This is a genomic window from Streptomyces sp. NPDC030814 (genome assembly GCF_055572155.1).
In genome coordinates this window covers 86,803-111,647 of record NZ_JBVIDX010000002.1, presented here as the reverse complement: position 1 = coordinate 111,647, position 24,845 = coordinate 86,803, and the positions used below count along the sequence as shown (strand labels likewise).

Below are 24,845 nucleotides of genomic sequence, written 5' to 3'. Positions count from 1 at the left end.
CGCACCCGCAAATCACCCACCAAAGTGCAGAGGCTGGTCAAGGTCCCCCCGTCACCAAGCCCTGCGGCTCGCCGTTGATCGTCACGGCCGGGTCGGCCTCCACCACACGCACCGACATGTCGATCGGTGCGGGGCGGGCGTTGGCCGTTTCCGCTGCCGAGAGGTGCCGGACGTTGGAGGAGCCATCGGCGAACGGGCGGACGGTGTGGGCCAGGAGGCGGGTCAGCTCATCGTCGAGACCGTGCTGCAGTGGGGTGCCGTCGGGTCCGAAGGAGTCGATCTCCCGCTCGGCAAGCACCACGCCGGTCTCCGCGTGGGTGGCGGTGAAGCGCAGGATGCCGCTCTCGTTGTAGCGGAACTTGATCTCGATCTTGTTCCGCCGGCTGTCCTGTTCGCGGGTGGGGAGATCCACCTCGATGTTGGCCAGGGGGAAGGCACGGTCGCTGTCAGCCGAGTAGCCGACCTCCCCTTCGATCACCGTCACGCGCACGGATGAAGCGCCCGGCGTGTTCGGGTAGAAGGTGGACGAACCCTCCGCGGGGAGCGTGGCATTGCGTCGGATGATGGCGCGAAAGCCCTTCTGTTCGCCCGCGCCGAAGGCCGTGCCCAGGTCGTAGCTGGTCACCAGGGAGAAGTCGCTGTCGTCGCCGAGTTCGCCATCGAGGGAGGCCGCGTATATAGCGGCGCCTCGGGCGACGGCGGTCATGGGCCGGCACAGGCCGCTGTCGACGATGCGGTCGTGCCCGAGGAGCTCGCCCAGCGCGTGACGCACCTGGGGGATCTGCGAGGTGCCGCCGATCATCAGCACGGAGTCGATGCCGTCGGCGGTGATGGCGAGGTCTTCCAGAGCCTGCTGGACCGGCTCCAGGGCTCGGGTGATGAGCGGGCTGATCGCCTCCGTGTACTCGGCCGCGGTGATCCTGACCTCACGCCTCGAGATCGAGGGGGCGAGGCCGACCGGTAGGTCGAAGAAGAGCGCGCCGTCCATCGGCACGGAGGACAGGGCGATCTTCGTCAGCTCGACCGAACGGCGCCACCGGCGTCTTTCGGCCTTGGTGAGCTGGTCCGCGGTCAGGCCGATCTTCTGCTGGATCAGCTTGGCCAGCGCGTTGTCGAACTCCAGGCCCCCCAGCGCGGTGATGCCGCGGGAGGTCTGCTCCTCGAAGAGGCCGTCGTCGTACTCCAGGACGGTGACGTCGATGGTGCCGCCGCCCCAGTCGAAGACGAGGAAACGGCCCGGGATCGGGACGTCGCGGACGTACGAGATCGCAGCCGCTGTGGGCTCGTTGAGCAGGGCCCGGACCTTCACTCCGCCGAGCGCTGCCGCCGCGCGGGTGCGGTAGCGGGCGCCACCTGTGGCGTTGGCGGGGACGGTGACGACCGCGTCGGAGAGGTCGAGCAGTTGGGCGGAGACGCCTTCCTTCATACGGCTGAAGAGGGAGGCGGCTGCGACCGTGCTGTGGAACGTCTCCGATCCGACCCAGACGTGGTGCTCCTCGAGCTGGGCCGCGACCTCGGAGCCGTCGGCGTCGCCGTCCCTCTCGGCACCGGAGCGGGTGCCGAGCATCCGCTTCACGGCGTCGAGCGGCTCGCTGGTGCCGGTCTTCGCCTCCCAGCCGAAGCAGAGGGTGCGCTGGAGGTCGCGGACGGACAGCACGGAGGGGAAGAGCTGCTCGAACTCCGGCTGACGCCATTGGGATGGCACGTTGTCACTGTCGATCGGCAGCACCTCGGTGGTGTGCCCGTTCCAGCGAGCAACAACCGAGTTACTCGTACCGAAGTCGATGCCAAAACTCATCGTGTGCCTCTCTGGTTCATCTGCTTGCTGGCCGCAGCGCGCAACGACTGCCGATAACTCGTCTTCTTCTGCGCACGACCGCCTGTCGTCATGTCCTGCGAACCAGTTGGAGACCAGGAACCGCCACGCGATTTCTCCTCGGGAACGTGCCGATCGCCGCTTTCTTGAGGCTCCTGCCGAACACCAGATGTCTGACCCCGATGAACCTTCTTCTTGTGCGGAGAATCATCAGGCCCCCCATTGAGATCCTTCTTCTGCTTGTCACCCGCCTCCGTATGCGTGGCCCTGCGCCTCTGCCCCGGCTTCATCTTTTCCGCTGCGGGTACCGGCGATGAGTTCTTGGGAACGGCTCTGAGCCACCCACGCTCGACAAGCTTTCCGGATTCCTTGTCGACGTAAGCCGGCGCTGCAACTTCATATGCAACCGGTCCAGAGCTCATTGCCCCAGGCGGATCTTCCACCACATTGAACATTGAATGATCATCGGCCTTCCCGACAATCGCCAAGCCGGCCCGCGACAACTCATGGTCGATCCGCGCCAATACGATCCTCAGGCTCTTGGACTCCAGAGTCTGACGGTGGATCGCAGCCAACTGAGCCAAGTGCATTTGGCGGGTCCTCATTCCCTCCATCACACCGCTCCGCACAGAATCGGAAACTTGAGGAAGGACACGCCTCATCAACTCGGCCCGGATGACACCGACAGGATCACCCTCTGCCCCATTGCCTCCAAGAAGGGTGCCCAAGGTCTCAGCCATGCGCTCGAGTTCCTCTTCCACTGCGGGCAGGAGCGCGTCGTTGATGGACTTGAGGATCGTCGGCGCATCCAGAGCTCCCGCTGCAAGCTTAGGGATGTCGCTGGCGGTGAACTTCCAAGGTTGCATGTCAGCCGCTTTGGGTTCGTCATGTCCGGAATGCTGTTCCTGACCTGCAAAAGATGCGCGCTTTTTCCGGGCTTCGCGCGCCCTGCGACTTTTAGTCACGATGTACCGCTCTCCGGATCTTCAAGGGCTGCGATCTCTTCAGCAGCCAAGGAAAGGCGTTCTGTCGCCCTGGTGATTATTTCTCGGGCCGCCTCGGTGCGAGACCACGCGCGGTCGCTGTCCGTGGGCGGCTCGGTGAGCCTCTGCAAGGGCTCGGGCGGAAGTTCCAGCCGCGGGCTCGTGCCGATGAGGTCCTTCCAGCGGTGCGGGGCGAGCGGGACGGTGAACGAGGGTACTTCCTGCTCCTCCCGCTCGGCCTTCTCGATCACGTCCTTGGCCCAGTTGATTCGGACGCGGCCGCTGTCGTCGAGCTCCTTCCGCAGCGCTCGCCATGCCTTCTTCCAGTCGTCCGCCCCGTCCGGCACGCCGAGCACCAGATGCGGGTTGAGCGGCTGCCCGCGTTCACCGAGGGGCCGGTCTTTCAGGAAGCTCCGATTCTTCCGCAGCGCGGCCACGGCACCTCCGCCGAGCTGGTCCGGCACGGGGGGACGGCCTTCCGCGTCCTGCTCCAGGAGTTTGAGGGACTCGGTCACCTCCTGGTCGGCACGCAAGTAGGCCTGAACGTTCTGGGCCTCCCAGCGCACCGGCTGTGAGTGGTGCCGGAGCCTCGCGGCCATGGTGAGTGCCGCCTTCCTCCGCTGTTCCGCCGTCTCTTCGTCCCCGCGGAGGAGGGCACGGTGCATCTGCCGCACGGCCCTCACCAGGGTCCGCACGCCGATCCAGCCGTTGAATCTCTTGTTGCTCGTACTGTGCACGCTGGGGTGTATCCGCTCCAGGAGAACCCACAGTCGCTCGTCGGCGACGAGGTCGTCCGGCACCTCTCGGGTGCGCCGCACCTCGCGCAGGGCGTCGAGAAGCTTCTGCGTCGGCGGCAGGAGGTCGGTCCACTCCTCGGTGATCGCTTTGGCGTCGTTGGCCTGCAGCCTGACCAGCAGGCGCCAGTCCTGCGGCCAGTCAGGGCCGGGTTCCGTTCCCGAGCCCGCCTCCCGGCGCTCCCGTTCGAGGGGCCAGGCCAACAGGTCCATCTCCTCGTCGGTGAGGGACGCCGGGTCCAGGCGGGCGCGGAAGTAGGCGGCACGGGAGGTGCCGTCACGCTCAGGGACCGCGCCGATCCACTCCTCGTCGATGTAGTCGTCGAGGAGGGGCCGGGGAAGCTTCACCAGGAGTGCCCTCTGCCGGGGGGCCGGCAGGTTGGTCTCCGTCAGGCGCCGGTCGTCCTGGTAGATCTGCCACATACTGCCCGGCTCGCCCAGGAGCGGCAGCGGCTTGTCGTCCAACAGGGCGCGGGCGCGGTCGTCGAGCCGTCCGTCGAAGACGTCCAGCCCATGGTCTTGTGCCATCGCGAGCAGGGAGACGCCCGAGACCGGATCTTCCTGCCGGGACGCTGCGTCGGCCGCGGCCCGCGCCAGCTTCCGCGCGGAAAGCGTCCTGGGCTCCGTCTTCAGTGCGTCGGGCAGCACCAGTTGGGCGAAGGAGCGGGCGCGCTCCCAGGCATGTCGGTCGGTGAATCCTTCGGGGACCGGCGGGGGCATGGCCGGTTCCGGTTCCGGCTGCTTCTGCGGCGGAACGACCGGAGCAGGGCCGCCCGCGCCTTCCGCGCTCTGCGGGACTCTCCCGGCGGTCCGGTCCTGGGCCCGGCGGGCCTGCAGAAGGGCGAGGCGGCGGGCTATCTCGCGCTGCCGCAACTCTTCCCGGTGGGCCTGCTCGTCGTGGCCCGCTCCCAGCGGGATTCCTGACGTCATCAGATCTCCTCCGCGAAGATGTGCACCTGCTCGATCACCGCGGCAGGGGTCCGGTCCAGACTGTAGGAGTCGGCGAAGGCGATTTTGGTGGCGAGGCCTCCATCACGGACCTCGTTGCGCAGGGCCCGCAGCCGTTCGTTCCCGCATTCATCGGCGGCGGACTCCAGAGGATGCTTGACGGCGACCGCGACGGGCTCGCCCGTGAAGTCCGACGTGAAGAGCGCCAACGGTCCGACAGCGGTCTCCTTCAGACTGACGTTGGGCTCCTCGTCCGCCCAGCCCTTCAGCAGGACGGCGTGTTCGTTCGGATCGATCTGCAGTTTCCGACCGCGCAGGGCGTCGGTGAGATCGCGGGCGAGCCGCCAGTCGTACAGCGGGTGGAGGCGCATGTTGGCGTAGTCGCGCAGGCAGGCGTAGCAGGAGCTGCGGCAGTTCAGCGCATGGCGGTCGGCCTCCAGGTCGTGCACGTAGCGGTCGACAGCCTGGAGGAACTCCTCGATGTGGTCCTGCGAACCGAGGTAGGTGCTGAAGCCCGCTCCGTTGTCGAGGCTGTCCGCCAGGTAGGCCATGACCGGAGCTGCCACCGGGGCGTCAGAGCCGTGGATGCCGCTGAGGAGTTCCTCCGGCTGCACGTCCAGGTGCGGGGCGGCGGCACGGCGGAGCAGGGCCGCGAGCGAGTACCAGGCGGCGCGCCGCCCGTGGTAGGCCTCGGGGAAGCCGTCGATCTGCTGGGACTTCGAGATGTCGAAGCGGAGGCCCCGGACCGTGTCGAGGGCGCCCTTGGCTCCGATGAAGAGCATGTCGGTGTGCTGGGTGGCGCCGAGGGCGATCTCCAGGTCGGCCTCCGCCTTGGGGCTGTCCAGCGCCAGGTATCCGCGCCACGGGCCGGTGTTCTTGACGAACCTGAAGAGCTTTCCGGCGTTGGTGTTGACGATGTAGCGGTCGCCGCTGCCGGTGTGGACGACCATCCAGTCGTCGGCGGCGCGGTGGATGCGCGGGGCGGTCTTCTCCAGGTCGGTGGCGGTACGCGCGCTGGTGGCGTTGGAGCCGATCTCGCGGTAGCCGTCGTAGTCCCGTGCTTCGTGGGCAGCCCGGAAGCCTGCGGGCTCCCGGAAGGGGACGGCCCTGTAGTACTTGCTCTCCGCGCCGCAGGCGGGGCAGGTGCCGGCGCTCCCGGTTTCCGGGTCGACGACGGCCTGCGGGTCCACGTGGGAGCAGATCCGGCACATGGCGACCAACTGTTCCGGTCCGAAGGGGTCTTCGGCGGCCTGCACTCCGCGGCCGCTCGGCACGAGGGAGACCACTCCCCTGGAACGGAGCAGGCGGCCGTCCTGCGGGGTTTCGCTGCCCGGTGCGAACTTGCTGAGGGCGACGGCCAGGTCGCGGTTGACGGAGTCGGCCGGCGGCCAGGGGAAGGTCTTCTGCGGGATGCTCCGGTAGAGGAGGCGGGAGCGGGTCGGGAAGCCGAACATCGGCAGAAGGCCCGCCTCCGCCAGACGCTGGCTGAGGTCGGGGTGGCCGACCGTCCGAGTCGCCACCTCGTCGACCTGAGCGAGGAGTTCACCGATGGCGGATACCGGGTCGAGGGCGGCGACGTTCTCCGGTGTTCCGTTCCGGAGTGCGGCGGCAGCGGCCCTGATGCGCTCCGAATGTTCGGCGATCCAGCGGCGGACGGCGCCACGGTGCGTCGGCCAGTCGGCGGCGAGGCCGAACTGTCCGTGAACGTTGGTCGTCATGTCCGGTCCCTTCCGGCGGTCCTCCGGCTGCAGGGGCTCGAAAGCCTGGCGCAGGACCTCTCCCAGCAGGACCCGGCGGAAGACGGAAACCATGCCGAGGACCAGGTAGGGCGGCGGAGTCGGATCGTTGGTGATCGCTTCCGGTCGAGCGAAGTAGTGCTCGTCGTGGCTGCGGCCACGGCAGACGGTGAGAGCTACGGCGACCGGGCTGTTGCGCCGGCCCGCACGCCCCACGCGCTGCTGGTAGTTGAAGCGCGTGGGCGGCATGTTCGCCATGATCACGGTGTTGAGGGGGCCGATGTCGACTCCGGCCTCCATGGTCGTGGTCACGGAGAGCAGTTCCAGGCCGTCCGCCTGCGGAACGTCGTTGTCGCCGAGGAAGACGTCCTGGAAGAGGCTCTGCCGACGCTGGGCCTCCAACCGGTCCGTCTGGCCGGTCAGTTCCGCGGTTCGCAGGGGGAAGTCACCGGTGCGGTGGGCGGCCTTCCAGGCGTAGTAGTCGTCTTCGAGGACTCCGTCGTACTGCTGAGGCACGGCGGGCAGCGGAGTCTGGCACTTGGTGCACAGCCCCGCGCCCGGGTGAAGGTGCGGCCGGTGGCAGGAACGGCACGTCCATGTCTTGTTCTCGCCGGGGCGGAGTGCCACCTTCTCCGGCTTGATGACGTAGTCGACCACGGCGTCCTTCCACACGCCGAGTACCCGGTCCTCGATGGTCTGCAGATCGGTGCCCTGACGTTCGGCCACCTGCGTCCAGAAACGCTTCAGGGGCGCGGGCGGCCTTTGCAGCGAGGCCCGTATCCGGGTGAAGCGCCGCATCAGGCCGAGAATCCGCAGGCTGGCACGCGCCACGGCCTGGTCGCTGTCCGGGCCGATCTCCAAGGGTGAGCGGTCGTCGCGCAGGCACAGCCAGCCGAGTCCGAGCGATTCGAAGTCACGGCCGCCGCCGGAGAAGAGGCTGCCGATGGTCTCGAGGCGGAGGCGGGAACGGATGCGGCTGAGGAGATCCTCCTGCGCCTGGGTCTCCGTCACCGCTGCCCGATCCCGTTCCCAGTTGTAGAGCGCGGTCCAGGGCTGTCCGGCCGAGGTCTGCTGGAGCGAGGCCGCGGGACCGGCGGGATTGGTGCCGTACTTCAGCAGCATGCCTTCGAGGTCGGAGGCGAGGTCGTCCAGGGAGGGCAGTTCGGAGAACTTCCGCTCCAGGTCCGGCAGGAGTTCCGGTTCCGCGTCGAGGTCGTCGGTGAGGATCGCCTTCAGGCGTCCCCAGTCCGCCGGGTCGCGGTCCCGCATCCGTGCCACGGCGGCGCGGGCAGCCGCACGATCGACCGGCTCACCGGCGTAGTGGCCCTTCACCGTCTGAAGGTCTCCGAAGGGATCCCCCTGGCTCTCGACGGCCTGGGCGCTGAGCAGGCGGAGAAGGTCCTGGTGGTGGCGGAGGGCAAGACCGCTGGCGAGTTCGGAGGCGTCGTCACGGCTGTCGGAGAAGGCGATCGCCTTGCGCCGGCCGTCGGGAAGGTGGCCGAGCGCTTCGGTCACCAACACCTGGTTGATCTTGTAGAAGCCGGTGCGCATCCGTCGGACCGGCGCGTTGCGCAGCCGGTCAGGCGATTCCAGCGGGACGAAACGGCCGTCCCTGTCGTACTTGATCTCCCAGTCGTCGCCGCAGGCGGGGCAGCGGGTGGGGAAGGCCTGCAGCCGGGCCGGGTCGTAGGCCGGCTTCCTGCCCTCCTTGTCCAGGGGCACGGAGATGTGGAACGACCATCCCGTGTGCTGGACGTCCCGGTTCTCCAGGCGGCCGGTGGCGGGCTGGTAGGCGCTGCGACGGAACGCGAACTCGACCTGTGGCCCGCCGTCGGACAGGCCCGCGTGCCAACTGGGGTCGTCGAGGCCGAGGCCCTTGGTGCGCGGCCAGTACACGATGTAGTTCGCCGCGGTGGGTGCGCCGCTGGCCTCGTCGGGGAGCAGGTCCAGGTCCGGGAAGTCGGTGTGGAGTGCACCGGTGAACTTGCGCCGCTGGGTGTCCTTGGGGCTGGCGTACCCGCCGAGCATGAGGTCGCCGCAGGCCTGGCAGGAGAGAAGCTCCAGCACGCGGGCGCCGCAGGTGCAGCGGGAGGTGGGCTCGGCGAAGAGCCGGCCGACCCGGCGTTCGGGACCGTGCGCCACGGGGATGTGGGGGCAGTTCGGGTCCGAGCAGGCCCAGATGCCCTCGATGTTCCGGAAGAAGAAGTGGGCCCGGAGCTGAGGAAGTTCGGCGTCCTGCGCGCAGCCGAGTATGCGCAGCACGCCGTGCAGAGCGTCCAGACGCTGTTCCTTCGGGACGCCCGGGAAGAGACTTGCCGCCAGTTCGGGGGCGGGCAGAGCACGAGACCTGCCGCCCGGAGTGAGCGCGCGCTGGAGCGCCGGACCGAGGCCGGTCTCCCGGGCCACGGTGACGGCTTCGTCCTGGGTGACGGGAGCCTTCGCGGCCTGCGTGAGGCGTTCGGTGTGGGCGGCGAGGTCACCCTCGCCGTGGGTCTCCCTCGCCTTTCCGGGGATGATCACGCGGCGGGAGCCGGGCAGGGCGAAGAACCCGTCGAGGAAGTCGTCGTCCCGGCCCGCCTCCAGGGAGGCGGAGGCTGCGAGCACTCTCAGCTTCTCGGGGTTCTTGTCGAGGCCGAGACGGTGGCGGAGGTTGCGCAGCAGGTAGGCCACCTCGGTTCCGGCCGTGCCGCGGTACATGTGGAGCTCGTCGAGGATCAGGGTGAGGCGGGCGCCGGGGGTCTGCTCCAGCCACTTCCTCGTGGCGCTGAAGATGTGCTCCTCCTGCTTGCGGAGCAGCATGATGTTCAGCATCGAGTAGTTGGTGATCATGATGTCCGGTGGCGCGGCCTGCATGTCCCAGCGGGCGTGCATCTCCGCTCCGCCGAGGCGCGGGATGAAGGGTCGCAGCTCCTCGTCGAGCGTCTCGTCGGCCTTGTGCTGCCGTTCCTGGACCTCTCGCAGGTACTGCCGGAGACGGAAGGTCGCCGGCTCGGAATCGCGGCTGCCGGAGACAGGGGTGGCTCCGGTGTAGCGGCCGAAGTAGAAGCGGTGTCCGCTGCGCTTCCGGTCCAGCCAGGCGTGGGCCTCACGGCTGTCCAGCGATTTCCGCAGCCGGACCAACTGGTCGTCGGCGAGGGCGTTGGTGGGATAGAGAATCAGCACGCGCATGGCCGCGGGATGCCCGTGCTCGTTCTGTCGGCTGGGCACGTGGTCGCCGTCTCCCTGCCACCATTCCCGCTGCACCGCACGGGTGCCCTGCCAGTGGGCGGACTCGGCGACCAGGTCGGCGAGGACGGGCAGCAGGAAGGACTCCGTCTTGCCGGAACCGGTGCCCGCGGTGACCACGAAGTCCTTGCCCTCGCAGGCGGCGACCAAGGCGTCGTGCTGATGCTGGTAGAGGCTGGTCACGCCGTCGGGGAGGGTGAAGCGGGCGAAGTCGGCCGCGTCGGGGTGTGCCCCTGCTTCCGCGAAGGACTCCGCGATGCTGACGCCCCGGGAGGCGTACTGCGGTCGCAGCTCGATCAGCGGGTCGCGCCACGCCCCGTTGTCCCGGTCCAGCAGGTTGCGCCGTTCCTCCATGACGGAACGATCGTCGACGCTGAAGGGGGTGTCGTAATAGCGGAACAGCGCGCTGCGCAGGTCGTCGAAGGTGCCCATGACGTCCTGGACATCGGTGTTCGTCACCGCCGTTGTCCGCTGTTCCGCGCTCACTCGGTCCTCCCGACGGTGGCCGCCACCTGTCGCGGCATGGTCTCCAGGTTCTGCTGCAGCGAGGCCGCGATCGCCTCGGCGAGCGCCCTCGGCACGTTGTCGTACGCGCGGGTCTGCGTCTTTCCCGTCGAGGGCGGGAAGCCGCTGCACAGGACGACCGCGCGCTCGTGCAGGGCGGGCAGGGGCGCGTACCGGTCGACGAAGAGTCGGCCGAGGCCGGCGCGTCCCTTGCCGGATTCCGGCCGCCAGCGCATCGCGCCGGTGCGGTGGCGAGCGAGCTCCAGGTAGATGCCCGTCTCGCGTTCCACCGCGTGGAAGATGCCGTTGCGACGGACGCGGGTCAGGCGGGCGTAGTCGGCTCCGCGCCACCGGTACAGGCCGTCCTCGTCGTCCCTTGCCACGGGGACGAACCGTTGGCGGGGCAACTCGTACTTCTCCAGCGTGTCGGCGGTGCTCCCACCGGGCGGTGCGGACTCGGGCCCCGGTGCCGCCTGCGGGAGCAGTTCCATCAACTGCAGGGCGGCGCAGGGGACGTAGCGGGCCCCGAAGAACTCCGCCGCTTCCCACAGGATCCGCGGGTCCTCGTACTGGAACAGGAGGGTGTCGGGCAGCGGAGCCTCACCTGCCTCCGGCCGGTGAGGGACGGCGATCAGTTCCATCCACTCCTGTGCCGCCTCCTCGACGCGCATACTGATCCGCGCGGTGCGCGCGCCGGTCAGCACGGCGAGCCCGTCGGCATGGGGCAGCCTGGTCAGCACCGGCGGGGCGACCGACCAGCGGTCGGCGCGCAGGTCCACGTCGATGAAGCCGAGGGCGGCGACCTTGCGCATCCAGTCCCAGTCGGCGTACTCCGCCAGCTCCAGGCCCCATGCCTGGGCCTGGTTGCGGACACCGTCGCGCAGTGCGGACGCCTTGCCGCTGCGGCTCTCGCTCAGCCAGCGCAGGAGGATACCGCCGAACTCGGTGCTGCTCATCGGTCCAGCTCCTTCGCTGCCTGCACGTACGCGGCCCACGAGAGGTCGACGGACGCCTGCTGGGCGTTGAGGACGGCGCGGGTCCAGGCCCGCGGGTTGCCGGCGGTCTTCGGCTTCGGTGTTCCGGGGTTCACCGGGCGGCCCTTCCAGCGTCCGCTCCGACGCTCCAGGAGCCAGCCGCCGATGCCGTGGAAGCCGGCCTCGAAGCGGAGCGGGGCGGGGGTGTCGGCAAGACGTTCTGCCCACCAGTCCGGTTGTTCCGGGGCCTCCAACGTCCACAGTCGACCGTCGGCCGCCGCGAACAGGACCTCGTCCGCGTCACGACGGCACAGCTCCATCGCTGCTGTCGCGTCCTGGGTGGTGGCGCCCGTGCAGTCGGCACCGGTGATGCCGGTCGACAGGGTCTGCTCGACGAGAAGAGAGGGCGACTCCGAGGCATTGCCGTCCACGACGATGAAGCCACAGACCTTGGTCATCCTCGGTTCGACGACGGCCTGGTCCGCAGTGGCGAAGCCGACTTCGGCGCCTGCGTAGCTCACCGTGTGGCGGCCCGACTCCAGCCGGAGCACGGCCAGGGGGACGGGGCGGCCCGCGGCGATCCTCTTCCTGAGCTCGGGCCGCTCCTCTCCGTCGATGAGGAGGGTGCCCGTGCCTTCCACAGCGTCCGGGAGGACCACCTGCGGCTCGCCTCCCCGCAGATACAGGTGGGGATCGAGCGAGGGCGCGAGCTTCAGACCGCCCTCGAGGCGGAGCTTGAACTGGGCCGGGGGCTGCAGGAGGCCGACCGCGCCCTGGACCTCCCGGAGCGCCCGACGCAGGGTGACCGCGTCGTCGAAGGTGACTGGCTTGTGCAGGGACCAGCCCTGCGGCACCCAGGCCAGCTTGCTGGTGTCGGCGCTCCGGCCGGTGGTCGCGGCCTTGTCCAACAGCCGCTGCACGTCCCGCTGCGCACTCGGGGCGGCGAGCACCACGTGCGCCTCTCCCGGGCGGAAGCCGTCGGTGCCGGCCCAGACGCCGAGCACGTCGTCCCGTGCGAGCACCAGGACGGGGGAGGAGGGGCGGCTGAGCACCAGGTTGTCCCCGTCGCGGCGGATACCGCGGGTGAGGGTGTCCGCGCTCGGGGCGGGCAGGCCCGTCACCTCGTAGTAGGCGGTGTCGCCGAGCTGCTCGAGGACGACGCCGTCCTTGAGCTCGATGCGCTTCTTCAGCTCCGCGGAGCGCAGGCGCGCCACCCACCTGAGACGGCCCGCGTCCAGCCGCACCAGCAGTTCGGCCCGGGTGACACCGGTGGGCACCAGCGCGTCCGAACCGTCCCAGGAAGCGGCGTAGTTGCCGATCAGCTTGGCGAGGAAGGGACGGAACTCCTCCTCCTGCAGAGCGTTGCGGAAGCCCTTGGAGAAGTGCTGCTCCATGCCCCGGATCTCGATCTGGGCCAGCAGCGTCTCCCCCGGCAGCGGCCAGGTCGTGCCGTGTTCCCGCAACGACCGGAAGAGCTTCGGCAGGAAGGACCGGTCGGCGCCGCTGAGGAGCGACTGGGACTGGGCGAACCCGATCATGCTTCGGTTGGAGGGCAGGTCGGCCGGGACGGGAAGGGTGCAGAGTCCCCGCGCGCCCTTCTGGCTGTGCTGCCAGGAGGCCAGCACCTGCCACATGCGGGAGATGGGCTCGTACTGCTGGCTGCCCAGTCGCTTCTCGTCGCCGGTCAACAACTGGGAGAAGCGGGCATGGTAGGCGGTGGCCCGGTGGTTCCGGTCGTTCACCATCCGGGACGCGGCGATCACCGAGCAGGCCAGCAGCGGCAGGAAGGCGGGCACGCCGTCCTTGTCCTGCTGCCACATGCGCCAGCGGTAGTCCTCCAGCGCACGGTACGGTTCCGCGGTCCCCAACCGCAGGAACCTGCCCACGCACTGGGCAAGGGGCTCTTCCATGCCGTGTCCGTGCCTGAGCTCCTGCTCCACTTCGTCGTCGATGTAGAACAGCGTCGGGTGGCCGGCGTGCTGTCGTCCGAAGAACTCCTCGGCCAGCGCTTCCTGCCACGCCTGATAAGAATGGTCCACTCTGTCCCCAAAAGAGAGGTTCCAATGCCCTGTTCGTGAACTCCCCGGCATGGAACGGTCTTCCGCGTCACCCTGAACCCGCCACTGACAACGGGTCACTGCCGAACGCCCTCTCAGGCGCACCCTCTACTGACCGCCGCCCGACATAACCCGACGGCGCCCGACACGCGCAGACGTCGCACTCATCCCCCACCGTTTCCACGAGCGTCCTTTGCAGTGCTCGCACGACCACCCGGAAGGCATGGCCAAAACCTCACCAAGAGTGATGCATTTGAAGCGATCACAGCCCCCACCGCGAGCCCCCAGGAAAACCAATTGATTTACCCTACAACCAAAGGTCCCCTGCCGAGGAACGGGCGGTATGTCTGACCGTCCCGATCTCCTTGAGGATCACCTTTACCCACGCTGGGCCGTGGAGGTTTCGATCCATGGCTCCCTGACCGGGTGAGTCCCCGGATGTTCTCGCATCTCCCGTGATTTCTGAACGGGCTTGATAAAAAGGCCAGTTGATGTCGTCCCTTAAGCAGTTCCCTTCGTCGAGTGCTGTGAGGGCATGAAGAGGAATGGATTCAGGCAGCGGCCGACAGGGGGCCGGACCCGAGCGAGCGTCGGATCCACGCCTCCTCCTTCCGGGCGGCGGAAGGAGAGATGCGGCCGCTGACACGGCGGAGGGCGAGGCGAGCGAAAGCGTCGGCGGCTTCGTTGAGGTCATGTCCGATGTGGCCTTTCAACCAGCGGACCTGGACACGGTGGCGATGGCGGTGGCGCAACAGGCTGTCCATGACCTGCCGGTTCTCCGGAAAGAGGAGAGTGCGGTGGGCCGCTGCCGGGTCGACGGAGCGCAGGGCCGCATCCACGACGCCGACCGCCTGGGCGCTGTCGCACAGGAGGACGACGGGCGCATCCTCGTGGTGCTCGAGGAGGCTGAGGGCGGCCTCGCAGATACCGATGACTTCGGCTTCACCGCTGCTCGAGGCCAAGGAGTCGCCGTAACCGGCGGTCCCGTCCTCGGCAGCCCAGCCGTAGCCGCACAGTGCGGACTCGTCAGCGACGGCTGCGTCGGCGACGGCCACGACTGCGGTGTCGGGAAGGTCTGCGAGCACGGCGTAGCGGTCCCCATCGGCCGGATTCGTTGCCGTCGGACGTTCGCCGTCGCCATCTTCGCCCGTGTCGGCGAGGAGGGTGGCAAGAGCGTGGTGACAGCGCGGGCAGCCATCAGTGCGTTCGGGGCAGTTCGTCCGGTGCCTCTCTGTCAGCTCACGCACGCTGTGCCACAACTCGGCTTCGGCGTCCGCGAAGCGCGCCGGCGCCGCGGCGCGACACTGCGCGATGAGGTCCGCGAACGGCCCTGTCGTCATGCAGACCTGCATCCGGTCGTGGAGTTCCGTGACCCGGAGCCGGGCTTCGCGGAACCGGGCGGCGAGAACCGCGGTGTCCTGGTAGGCGTCCTCCAAAGCGTCAAGTCCGGTGCGCCGTGCGGAGGGAGAGCAGGTGAGGACGTCCCGTTCGGCCCGGCCGATCGCGTAGCGGCCCCAGGCCACCGCGGCACGGGCGTGGCGACTCCACCGTTCGACCACCGCGTCATGCGCGAGGTGGGGGTTCTCGTCCTCCCGGGCATCGCGCAGGAGTTCTTGGACGAAGGCGTCGTCGTCACAGTCCAGCAGTTCACGCACCGACGTCGGCAGCAGTTCGTCGCCTGCCGTCCGCTGGTCCCAGACCCAGCGGGCGAGGTCGCTTTCCGGCGCCTGCGGTGTGCCGTCCGGCAGCCCCCTGTCGCGGAGTTCCTGCCGCAGAGCTTCGGCGAAGGCCGCCGGGAACGCCCTGCGCGCCACCCTCACCTCCAGCCGGTCCACCGGCCGGGAGCGGCCGGCGAGACGGCGGGCACGCTGCTCCTTGCACAGGGCTTCCGCCTGCGACCGGGCCCGTCGCACCTTGCGCGCGTGGATCCGCAGCCGCCGCAGCCGCTCCGGGGACTGTGTCGAGAGCTCCGCACGCCGGACAGCCCCGCGAGCGAGGGCATCGGCGTGGGCGAGAGCGATGGCGATGGGACCGGCGAGCGAAGGATGTTCCAATGCCACGACAACCTCAGGAGCGCAGATCCCGTTCATTCGCGCCAGGACGGCCTCCTGCAGGGCGGTGAAGTCGTCGGCGAAGCGACGGGTCAGCTCTGTGTGCTCGGTGATCGTCACGAATGGGCCTTCCAGACCGAGAGGGGTGACCGGGACGGGACCTTCGTGCTTCAGCCGACCCGCTTCCATTCCTGGCACCGGTTGGTCTTGAAGTACTCGCCGCTGTTGAGCGTCACGCGCCCCGGGCCGTCGAGGTTGTTGTTGGCGATGATGGAGCCGAACTCGCCGCTGGCGTCCTTGGCGCGCTCCCAGTAGCAGCCCCACTCGTCGTCGGGCCCGGCGGTCTTGTAGGTGCCGGCCTTGATGTCCTCACCGACGAGGTACTCGCCCTCACCGGAGAAGCTGGCCGCCGGCCCGGACTTGTGCGTCTTCTTCGGCTTGGCGGTCACCGTCTTGGTCACCGTCGGCGCGGGCTCGGGGTCGGCGGCCGCGGCGGTCTCGGTGACGGTGACCGTGGGGCGGGGGGCGGCCTTCACTCCGGCCGTCGCCTTGCCGGTGGTGTCGGCGGAACCGTCGCTCGAACCGATCCCGACGCCGACGAACAGCGAGACCAGGGCGACAGCGCCGTACTTCAGGCGTCTCTTGCGGCGCTCACCCTGGCCCCCTCCGTGCGGCGCGGCGAGGCCGGTGAAGCTCTGCGGGTCGTAGCCGGGCGGCTGGGGAGCGGGCTGCTGGAAGGTCATGGCGTTCTCCGTTTCATGAGGTCGGCGCGGCAGGCCGACAGGTCGGCAGGGCAGCCCGCAGCACGAAGACCTGCTGGGCGGCCACTTCCGACGGAAGCGCCTTCAGATAAGCAGCACACTGAAAGCACTGTCAAACAGATTGACAGATTTGACGAGTGCTGTAGTTTGTTGACGTCCGCTTCCGAGAGGCCCAGGACCGTACCCATGCCCCAGTCATCCGCGTCACCCGCCCAGGTGACCGCCGCTGAGATCTCCCGCATCGCGGGCGTCACGCGCGCCACGGTCAGCAACTGGCGCCGTCGGCACGACGACTTCCCGACGCCGTCCGGCGGCACGGACAGCAGCCCGCTGTACGACCTGGAGGCCGTGCGCGCCTGGCTCGCCTCCCGCGGACACACCTCGGCCGCGAGCCCGTCGGAGGAACTGCGCACGACGCTGCGCCTGCACGCACAGGACGGCGGCGGCACACCGGAGGACCTGCTGCTGCTCGTCCTCGCCGCGGCAGGCCGCTCACCGGAGGAGCTGACCGCCGCCGTACGACTGCCGGACGCGGACCTCGCGACCCGCGCGCAGCGGGACGCGGCCGCAGCAGCCGACGCCGTACCGGCTGCGGAGGCCGTCCGTTACGAGCCGGGCGACGCGCCGGTGCTGCGCGCGCTGTACGCGTGTGTACGCGACGAGGGCGGCCAGGCCGCGCTGGCCGTTCTCGCGGAACGGGAACTGGAGGACAGCGCCGCATCCGGCGCCTACCAGACCCCCGCCCCGCTCGCCGACCTGCTCGCCCGCCTGATCCCCGGCTCCCCCGCCCGCGTCCTCGACCCGGCCTGCGGCAGCGGCACCCTCCTGGCAGCCGCCGCCCGCCGGGGCGCGAGCGAGTTGTACGGCCAGGACACACTTCCCGTGCAGGCCCGCCGCAGCGCCGTGAGCCTGATGCTGACGGCCCCCGAGGCCACGGTCACCGTCCGTGCCGCCGACAGCCTCCGCGCCGACGCCTTCCCCGGCCTCCTCGCCGACGCCGTCCTGTGCAACCCGCCCTTCGGCGACCGCGACTGGGGCCACGACGAACTCGCCTACGACCCCCGATGGGCCTACGGCGTACCGCCCCGCGCCGAATCGGAACTGGCCTGGGTACAGCACGCCCTCTCCCACCTCACCCCTGGCGCCCACGCCGCCCTGCTCCTCCCGCCCGCCACCGCAGGCCGCGCATCAGGCCGCCGCGTACGGGCCGAACTCGTCCGCAGCGGCGCCCTGCGCGCCGTGATCGCCCTGCCGCCCGGCGCGTCGGTACCCCTGCACGTCGGCCTCCAGATCTGGGTGCTCCAACGGCCCGAACCGGGCGGCCCGGAACGCAAGTCGGTCCTCTTCGTCGACACGGCGGCGGACGCGGCGACGGCGGCCGGACACGGCGGGACGACGACGGTGAGCGCGCGGACGCGGAGCGGAAGCAGGTCCGCCGCCCCGGACTGGGACGGGATCACGGCGCGCGCGCTGGACGCCTGGCGGGCGTTCACGGAGAGCCCGGACACGTTCGAGGGCGAGCCCGGCGTCGCGCACGCCGTCGGGGTCGTGGACCTGCTCGACGACGTGGTCGACCTGACGCCGACGCGACTCGTACGGGCATCACGGGTCGAGGTCGACCCGGCGGAACTGTCGGCCGAGGTCGACACCACCCGCCGGGATCTCGTCGAGGCCGCGAGGTCCCTCGGGCGGACGGCCGGTCAGGAGACCTGGAGCGCCGCAGGCGTCACGGCCCGCCAGTGGCGGACGGCGACCGCGTCCGACCTCACGCGCGGCGGAGCGCTCACCCTGCTGCGGAACCTGCCGGACAGCGTGCGCACCCGCGCGCAGGCCGCGAGCGGCGGGACCGGCGGGGGCGGGAGGCCCGAGATGCGGCCGGTACTCACCAGCTCCGACATCGCGGCCGGGTCAGGCCCCACCGGGGACCCGACGGGGCTGTACGACGACACGGCACCCGTGATCGCCGTCGGCGACGTCCTCGTACGGGCGGTCGCCGGCACGGACGGCCCGATGGCCCGGGTGGCGGACGAGGCGGACGCCGGCGCGCTGCTCGGCCCCCACGTCCACCTCTTCCGGCCGGACCCGGCACGCCTGGACGCCTGGTTCCTCGCGGGGTTCCTGGGCGCGGACGAGAACATCGCGGGCGCGTCGACCGGGAGCACGGTCCTGACGGTCAGCCCGGGCCGGCTGCGGGTGCCGCTGCTGCCGCTGGAGGAACAGCGGCGGTACGGGGAGGCGTTCCGGCACGTGCACGAACTGCGGGCGGAGGCCCAGCGGGCGACACGGCTGGCGGAGGGGACGGCACGGCTGCTGGCGGGCGGGCTCACGGGCGGCCAGTTGCTGCCGTCGCGGGAGTCGGCGAGCGCGGCGGAGGCGGGCGGACGGGGTGGCGATTCGCCCCATTAGGCACATGGCCTCTCGCACATAGACCACACTTGTCGGACCGTCCCGGTCGGCCGGCCGATCGACTCGGCTGGGCTCGGCCCGGGCGGTGGGGTTGGGACATTTCGGAAGGAATCCGGGGATCCAGTTGAACAGCAGTAAGCACACGGAGTTGGCGAACCACGCGTGGTCCGTCGCCGACCTCCTGCGGGGGGACTACAAGCAGTCCGACTACGGCAAGGTCATCCTGCCGTTCACGGTGCTGCGGCGGCTGGAGTGCGTGCTGGCGCCGACCCGCGAGAAGGTTGCGGAGATCGCGGAGCAGCACAAGGACAGCGGCATCGACCCGGACCGCTTCCTGCGCCGGGCCTCGGGCCACTCCTTCTACAACCGGTCCAGCCTGACCCTGAAGAAGATCGCGGACGACCCGCAGAACGCGGCGAAGAACCTCATGGTGTACGTGGGGGCCTTCTCGGACAACGCACGGGGCGTACTGGACCGCTTCGAGTTCGCCCAGCAGATCAAGCGGCTGGACGCGGCCGGGCTGCTCTACCAGGTCATCGGCAAGTTCACGGACCTGGACCTGCGTCCCGAGACCGTGCCCAACCACAACATGGGCTACATCTTCGAGGAGTTGATCCGCCGCTTCGCGGAGCAGTCCAACGAGACGGCCGGTGAGCACTTCACGCCGCGTGAGGTCATCCAGCTCATGGTGCGGCTGCTGGTCGCGCCGGACGGCGACGCGTTGCAGTTGCCGGGTGCGGTGCGCACGGTCCTCGACCCGGCCTGCGGTACGGGCGGCATGCTTTCCGCGATGGACGACCTCATCAAGGAGCTGAACCCGGACGCCACGGTGGAGGTGTACGGGCAGGAGCTCAACCCCGAGTCGTGGGCCATCTGCCGGTCCGACCTCATGATCAAGGGCCAGGACCCGGAGAACATCGCCTTCGGCAACTCCTTCTCCGACGACGGGCATGCGCGGAAGTCCTTCGACTACATGCTGGCCAACCCGCCGTTCGGCGTGGAGTGGAAGAAGGTCAAGGACGAGGTCGAGCACGAGCACAAGGCGCTCGGCGAGGCCGGCCGCTTCGGGGCGGGGCTGCCGCGCATCAACGACGGCTCGCTGCTGTTCCTCCAGCACATGATCTCGAAGATGAAGCCGGTGGATGTGAACGGCGGGGGCGGTTCGCGCCTCGCCATCGTCTTCAACGGCTCGCCGTTGTTCACGGGCGCGGCCGGCTCGGGTGAGTCGGAGATCCGCCGCTGGATCCTGGAGAACGACTGGCTGGAGGGCATCGTCGCCCTGCCGGACCAGCTCTTCTACAACACCGGTATCTCGACGTACTTCTGGATCCTGACCAACCGGAAGAGCCCGGACCACAAAGGCAAGGTCGTTCTGCTGGACGCGCGCGACCAGTGGCAGAAGATGCGGAAGTCGCTGGGCGACAAGCGCAAGGCGCTGGGCAAGGAGCACATCGCCGAGGTGGTCAAGCTGTACGGCGAGGCCCTGGCGGTGGCGGGCGATCCGGAGCACCCGCTGCACGGCAAGGTGAAAGTCTTCTGGAACGAGGACTTCGGCTACCAACGGATCACGGTCGAGCGCCCGCTGAAGCTTCGGTTCGAGGTGACGGAGGAGACGCTGGCGGCGCTGGAGGCGTCGAAGGCCATCCAGAAGCTGCCGCAGGCTCCGGCTCTGGCGGACGCCTTCAAGTCCCTGATGGGGTCGAGCTGGGGCACGAAGCAGGAGGCTTGGCTCGCGTTGAAGGACGCGGTGGTGCAGGCCGGCGGGACGTGGCCGACGGGGGCGCCGTTCAACAAGGCGCTGCGTGAGGTCGTGGGGGTGCGCGACCCGGAGGGCGAAGTGCAGGCCGTCAGGGGTCAGCCTGAGCCGGACTCCGAGCTTCGGGACTTCGAGAACGTGCCGTTGGGTGAGGACGTCGAGGAGTACCTGGAGCGGGAGGTCCACCTACACGTTTCGGATGCGTGGATCGACCACAGCAAGACTAAGGTGGGGTACGAGATTCCGTTCACGCGGCAGTTCTACGTGTACGAGCCGCCTCGGCCGTTGGCCGAGATCGACGCGGAGTTGAAGGCGTTGGAGGCGGAGATTCAGGGGCTTCTGAGCGAGGTGACGGAGTGACTTGGAAAGAAACGCGTCTGAAGCACCTGTGCATTGACTCGGGACAGTACGGCCTGAACATCGCTGCCGACAACTATTCGGCGACCGGAACGCGCCTCATCAGGACGTCTGACATCACCGAAGATGGCTCCTTGAAGGATGCCGAATCCGCAGTACATGTCGACGTTCCCATCGAGCCTCGGCATCAGCTGCAGCCGGGGGATATCCTGTTGTCCCGTAGCGGAACCCTTGGTCGTTCGCTCCTCGTCCCAGACCAGGCGCAGGGCCACACGTTCGCTGGATTCCTGATCCGTTTCCGACCGAAGCCAGGAGTGGACCCGCGCTTTCTGCACTATGCGACACAGTCGGCCCGATTTCAAGGCACAGTGCATGCAGAGGCTGTGGCATCCACCATTCAAAACTTCAACGCCGACCGCTACGCAAATATCTCGATGAGCGCTCCCGCTGGAGAGGAGCAGCGCCGCATCGCCGACTACATCGACGCCGAGACCGCCCGCATCGACAGCCTTGCCGACAAGCGGCGCCGCATGCGTGACTTGCTTGCGCTTAAGCGAGAGCGCGTCATCACGTCCATGCTTGACCTTGAACGCACCAACAATCCTCATGCTCTCGTCCCTCTCAAGTACCTGGTGGAGAAGGTCTCGGTCGGCATCGTAATCACGCCGGCAAAGTGGTACGTGGACGCAGGCGGCACGCCAGCGCTGCGCGGTCTCAACGTGAAGCCCGGCTCAATAAACTCCGTTGACCTGGTGCACATCAGTGCGGAAGGTCATGCCGAGCACGCCAAGTCCCGCCTTATGGCAGGTGATGTGGTCGTGGTCCGTACAGGTCAAGCCGGAGCGGCAGCCGTCGTGCCGCCCGAGTTCGACGGGGCTAATTGTATCGACCTGATCATCATTCGCCCTGGGCGCAAGATCGATCCCAAGTATCTGGAATATGCACTGAACTCCGAGCATGCTCGCTCCCAGGTCTCCGAGTACGCCGTCGGCAGCATCCAAGCTCACTTCAATGTGGGTGCCATGAAGCAGATTCCCCTCCCCGCAATTCCCAGAGACGAGCAGGAAGACATTGTGGCTCGGCTTGACCAGGCCGTCGGCAAACTCGACCGCCTCCAGGGGAAGCTCGCTAAACAAGAGCGCCTCCTCGCCGATCGCCGCCAAGCCCTTATCACCGCCGCCGTAAGCGGGCAGTTCGATGTATCCACGGCTAGCGGCCGTAATGTGACTGAAGGGGTCGCCGTATGAGCCCCGTGCACGACGAGTCCTCCTTCGGTTCCGCCATCGTCGCTGCGCTCTGCGAGCGAGGTTGGCGGGAGGCTAACCCCGAGGACTATCAGGCCGATCTCGGGCTCGACACCAACGAGCTGTTCACCTTCATCGGCGCGACCCAGCCCGACGAGTGGGACGAACTGCTCACCGTCTACGGCGGCAACCCCAACGAGGCGCAGCGCGGGTTCGCGCAGCGCCTCGACCGGGCCATCGCCGATGACGGGCTGCTGCATGTCCTCCGCAACGGCGTGAAGGACCGCGGAGTCCGGCTCCGCGTCGCCTACTTCAAGCCCAACCTCATCTCTGCCGATTCCGTACTCGACGGCTACCGGGCCAATCGCCTCACCGTCGTCCGGGAACTCCCCTACGCCACCAAGCAGGCCGACTGGGGTCACCGGCTCGACCTCACCCTGTTCCTCAACGGCATACCGGTCGCGACGGCCGAGCTGAAGAACCCGCTCACCGGGCAGGGGGCCGAGCAGGCCAAGGAGCAGTACCGGACCGACCGGGACCCGACCGAGCTGATCTTCACGCGGCGCGTCATCGCCAACTTCGCCGTCGACCCGGACCTGGTGTTCGTCACGACGCAACTGCGCGGCAAGAGCACCCAGTTCCTGCCGTTCAACACCGGCTCGAACGGCCCCGGCCAGCCCGGCGGGGCCGGAAACCCGGCGCCGACGGCCCACGGGACGTACGCCACCTCCTATCTCTGGGAACAGGTCTGGCAGCGGGACAACTGGCTCGACCTGCTCCAGCGTTTCGTGCACCAGCAGAAGCACAAGACGCCAAACGGCGGCACCACCAAGTCGACGATCTTCCCCCGCTTCCACCAGTGGGACGTGGTCCGGAAGCTCACCGCACACGCGTCCGTGCACGGCGCCGGCCAGAACTACCTGGTCATGGCCTCCGCCGGCTCCGGCAAGTCGAACACCATCGGCTGGCTGGCCCACCGCCTCAGCGACCTGCACGCCCGCAACGATCCCGCCGTCCTGCGGCCTGACGCCCTCGCCGACGGCCGCATCAAGCCCGGCGAGCCCGTCTTCGACAAGGTCATCGTCATCACCGACCGCCGTGCCCTGGACGCCCAGCTCTCGGCGACCGTCGGCAGCTTCTCGCAGACGGATGGCCTGGTCGTGAAGGTCGACGAGAAGCACGGGGCGAAGAGCGAGCAGCTCGCCCGCGCGCTCTCCCGGGACACCGGGAAGATCGTCACGGTCACCCTGCACTCGTTCCCGGCGCTGCTGGACTACATCAAGCGCAACCCGACCGAGATCAAGGGCAGCCGCTTCGCGATCATCGTCGACGAGGCGCACTCCTCGCAGTCCGGCGACGCCGCCACCGCCGTGAAGGCCGCCCTGCGCGACCTCGGTCTGGACACCGATTCGGACGACGAGGGCGCGACCACGGTCACCCTGGACGACCAGTTGAAGGCCAAGGCGGTGGCACGCTCCCGGGCCGGCAACCTCTCCTACTTCGCCTTCACCGCCACCCCCAAGTCCAAGACGCTCGAACTCTTCGGCACGGAAGACGTGGAGAACGGCAAGACCGTCTACCGGCCCTTCCACACCTACTCCATGCGCCAGGCCATCGAGGAGGGCTTCATCCTCGACCCGCTGCGCAACTACGTCACTTACAACACCTACTGGAAGCTCGCGAATCTCAACCGCGACGAGAAGGAGGTCGACCCCTCCAAGGCGAACAGCCTGCTCGCCCGGTTCGCGCTCATGCACGAGCACACGGTGTCCCAGCACGCTCAGGTGATCGTGGAGCACTTCGTCGCCCACACCCGCGGCCGGCTCGGCGGACGTGCGAAGGCCATGGTGGTCACGGCCTCCCGCCACTCCGCCGTGCAGATGGCCCGCGCCATCCGCAGTTACATCGCCGACCGCGAGTACGACACCAAGTACCCGGACCTCGGTGTCCTGGTCGCCTTCTCCGGGTCCCTCACCATCGACGGCGAGGAGACCACCGAGAGCAAGGAGAACGGCGGTCTCTCGGAAAGCGCGCTGCCGAAGGCGTTCGGCTACGCCCGTGCCGACGACAAGGCCGCGAAGGCCGGCGGCAAGGGGCAGCAGGAGTACCGGATCCTGGTCGTCGCCGAGAAGTACCAGACCGGCTTCGACCAGCCGCTCCTCACGACGATGTACGTCAACAAGACGCTGACCGGCATCGCCGCCGTGCAGACCCTCTCCCGCCTCAACCGCACCGCCGAACGCAAGTCCCAGGCCGACCTCGCCGTCCTGGACTTCGTCAACGAGGCCGAGGACATCCAGGACGCCTTCCGCCCGTACTTCGAGGAGGCGCACACCCTGCCCTCCGACCCCAACCTCCTCTACACGGCCCAGAGCCGCGTCATGTCCGTGCCGGTCATCTCCGAGCAGGACATGGACGAGTTCGTCGCCGCGTACTTCGAGGCGCAGGAGAAGGCGGGCGGCTCCCAGTCCAAGTGGGAGAAGCTGCACGCCGAGCTGTACCGGCTCCTGTCCCCCGCCGTCACCCGCTTCACCCACCTCCTGGAGAGCGACGAGGAGGACGACGTCGAGGCCGCCGAGGACTTCCGGGCCAACCTCAACGACTATGTCCGCAAGTACGGCTTTCTCGCGCAGATCGTGCCGTACCAGGACGCCGAGTTGGAGCGCCTGTACCTCTACGGCCGCTACCTGCTCAACCGGCTCCCCCGCCTCGCGGACGGCGGAGTCGACATAGGCGAGGTGGACCTCAGCCACCTGCGCGTCGAGAAGACCGGCGAGTACGACGTGTCCCTCAACCCGGAGGGCCCCGCCGAACTCAAGGGCTTCGGGGACGGAGTCGGCGGCGTGAAGGACTCCGAGAAGTCATTGCTGTCCGAGCTGATCGAGAAGTTCAACGCCAAGTTCGGCACGGAGTTCACCGAGGAGGACGTCCTCCCGGCCTTCAACGCCACCAAGAAGGACCCGAAGGTCCGGGCCGCCGCCCTCGTCAACGACGAGGAGAACTTCGGCATCGTCTTCGACAAGAAGTTCGAGGAGAACATGATGGATCATGTCTCCACCATCGACACCCTCGGCAAGCGGTACTTCGGCACGGACCGTGACTTCAAGTCCAACCTCGACCGCAGCGCCCGCCGCGCGGCCTGGCGGATGATCCGCCGGGAGGAGGGGCTGGAGGATTTCTGACATGCTCGGGGCTCGGTGCGACGCGCGCACCGAGCCCCGGCAGTTTCAGTC

12 protein-coding genes are annotated in these 24,845 nt (G+C 68.7%); 4 read left to right on the top strand and 8 right to left on the bottom strand.

What is annotated here, in order from left to right; all coding sequences use genetic code 11:
• Positions 1-37: 37 nt before the first annotated feature.
• From ACZ43N_RS03965 to ACZ43N_RS03930, 8 genes are all read right to left on the bottom strand, one after another.
• Entirely contained in the window at positions 38-1,798 is a 1,761-nt protein-coding gene (locus tag ACZ43N_RS03965) for an Hsp70 family protein (RefSeq protein WP_468094770.1), read from the bottom strand.
• Positions 1,795-2,781 (bottom strand): hypothetical protein, encoded by a 987-nt coding sequence (locus tag ACZ43N_RS03960; protein WP_468094769.1) that lies wholly within the window; start codon positions 2,779-2,781, stop codon positions 1,795-1,797. Before ACZ43N_RS03960 ends, ACZ43N_RS03965 begins: the two co-directional genes overlap by 4 nt.
• Positions 2,778-4,523: a hypothetical protein gene (locus ACZ43N_RS03955; RefSeq protein ID WP_468094768.1), complete on the bottom strand. Its 1,746-nt coding sequence runs from the start codon at positions 4,521-4,523 to the stop codon at positions 2,778-2,780. The genes ACZ43N_RS03960 and ACZ43N_RS03955 overlap by 4 nt, the downstream gene beginning before the upstream one ends.
• A complete protein-coding gene (locus ACZ43N_RS03950; RefSeq protein WP_468094767.1) occupies positions 4,523-9,988 on the bottom strand; it encodes a DEAD/DEAH box helicase in 5,466 nt (1,821 codons plus the stop codon). Before ACZ43N_RS03950 ends, ACZ43N_RS03955 begins: the two co-directional genes overlap by 1 nt.
• Positions 9,985-10,962 (bottom strand): hypothetical protein, encoded by a 978-nt coding sequence (locus ACZ43N_RS03945; RefSeq protein WP_468094766.1) that lies wholly within the window; start codon positions 10,960-10,962, stop codon positions 9,985-9,987. Before ACZ43N_RS03945 ends, ACZ43N_RS03950 begins: the two co-directional genes overlap by 4 nt.
• A complete protein-coding gene (locus ACZ43N_RS03940; RefSeq protein ID WP_468094765.1) occupies positions 10,959-13,019 on the bottom strand; it encodes a hypothetical protein in 2,061 nt (686 codons plus the stop codon). Before ACZ43N_RS03940 ends, ACZ43N_RS03945 begins: the two co-directional genes overlap by 4 nt.
• A gap of 569 nt (positions 13,020-13,588) precedes the next feature.
• Positions 13,589-15,208, bottom strand: coding sequence for an RNase H family protein (locus tag ACZ43N_RS03935; RefSeq protein ID WP_468094764.1), 1,620 nt, complete (start codon positions 15,206-15,208; stop codon positions 13,589-13,591).
• A gap of 50 nt (positions 15,209-15,258) precedes the next feature.
• A complete protein-coding gene (locus ACZ43N_RS03930) occupies positions 15,259-15,831 on the bottom strand; it encodes a hypothetical protein (protein ID WP_468094763.1) in 573 nt (190 codons plus the stop codon).
• A 204-nt stretch (positions 15,832-16,035) separates the two neighbouring features.
• Between ACZ43N_RS03930 and ACZ43N_RS03925 the strand changes: the two genes are divergently transcribed.
• From ACZ43N_RS03925 to ACZ43N_RS03910, 4 genes are all read left to right on the top strand, one after another.
• On the top strand, positions 16,036-18,255 hold the full coding sequence (locus ACZ43N_RS03925) for an N-6 DNA methylase (protein WP_468094762.1): 2,220 nt from the start codon (positions 16,036-16,038) through the stop codon (positions 18,253-18,255).
• Positions 18,256-18,379: 124 nt separating this feature from the next.
• Positions 18,380-20,371: a type I restriction-modification system subunit M gene (locus ACZ43N_RS03920; RefSeq protein WP_468094761.1), complete on the top strand. Its 1,992-nt coding sequence runs from the start codon at positions 18,380-18,382 to the stop codon at positions 20,369-20,371.
• Entirely contained in the window at positions 20,368-21,615 is a 1,248-nt protein-coding gene (locus ACZ43N_RS03915; RefSeq protein ID WP_468094760.1) for a restriction endonuclease subunit S, read from the top strand. Before ACZ43N_RS03920 ends, ACZ43N_RS03915 begins: the two co-directional genes overlap by 4 nt.
• The gene (locus ACZ43N_RS03910; protein ID WP_468094759.1) at positions 21,612-24,794 is read left to right on the top strand and encodes a type I restriction endonuclease subunit R; all 3,183 of its coding nucleotides are present in this window, start codon (positions 21,612-21,614) and stop codon (positions 24,792-24,794) included. The genes ACZ43N_RS03915 and ACZ43N_RS03910 overlap by 4 nt, the downstream gene beginning before the upstream one ends.
• The last annotated feature ends 51 nt before the right edge of the window (positions 24,795-24,845 follow it).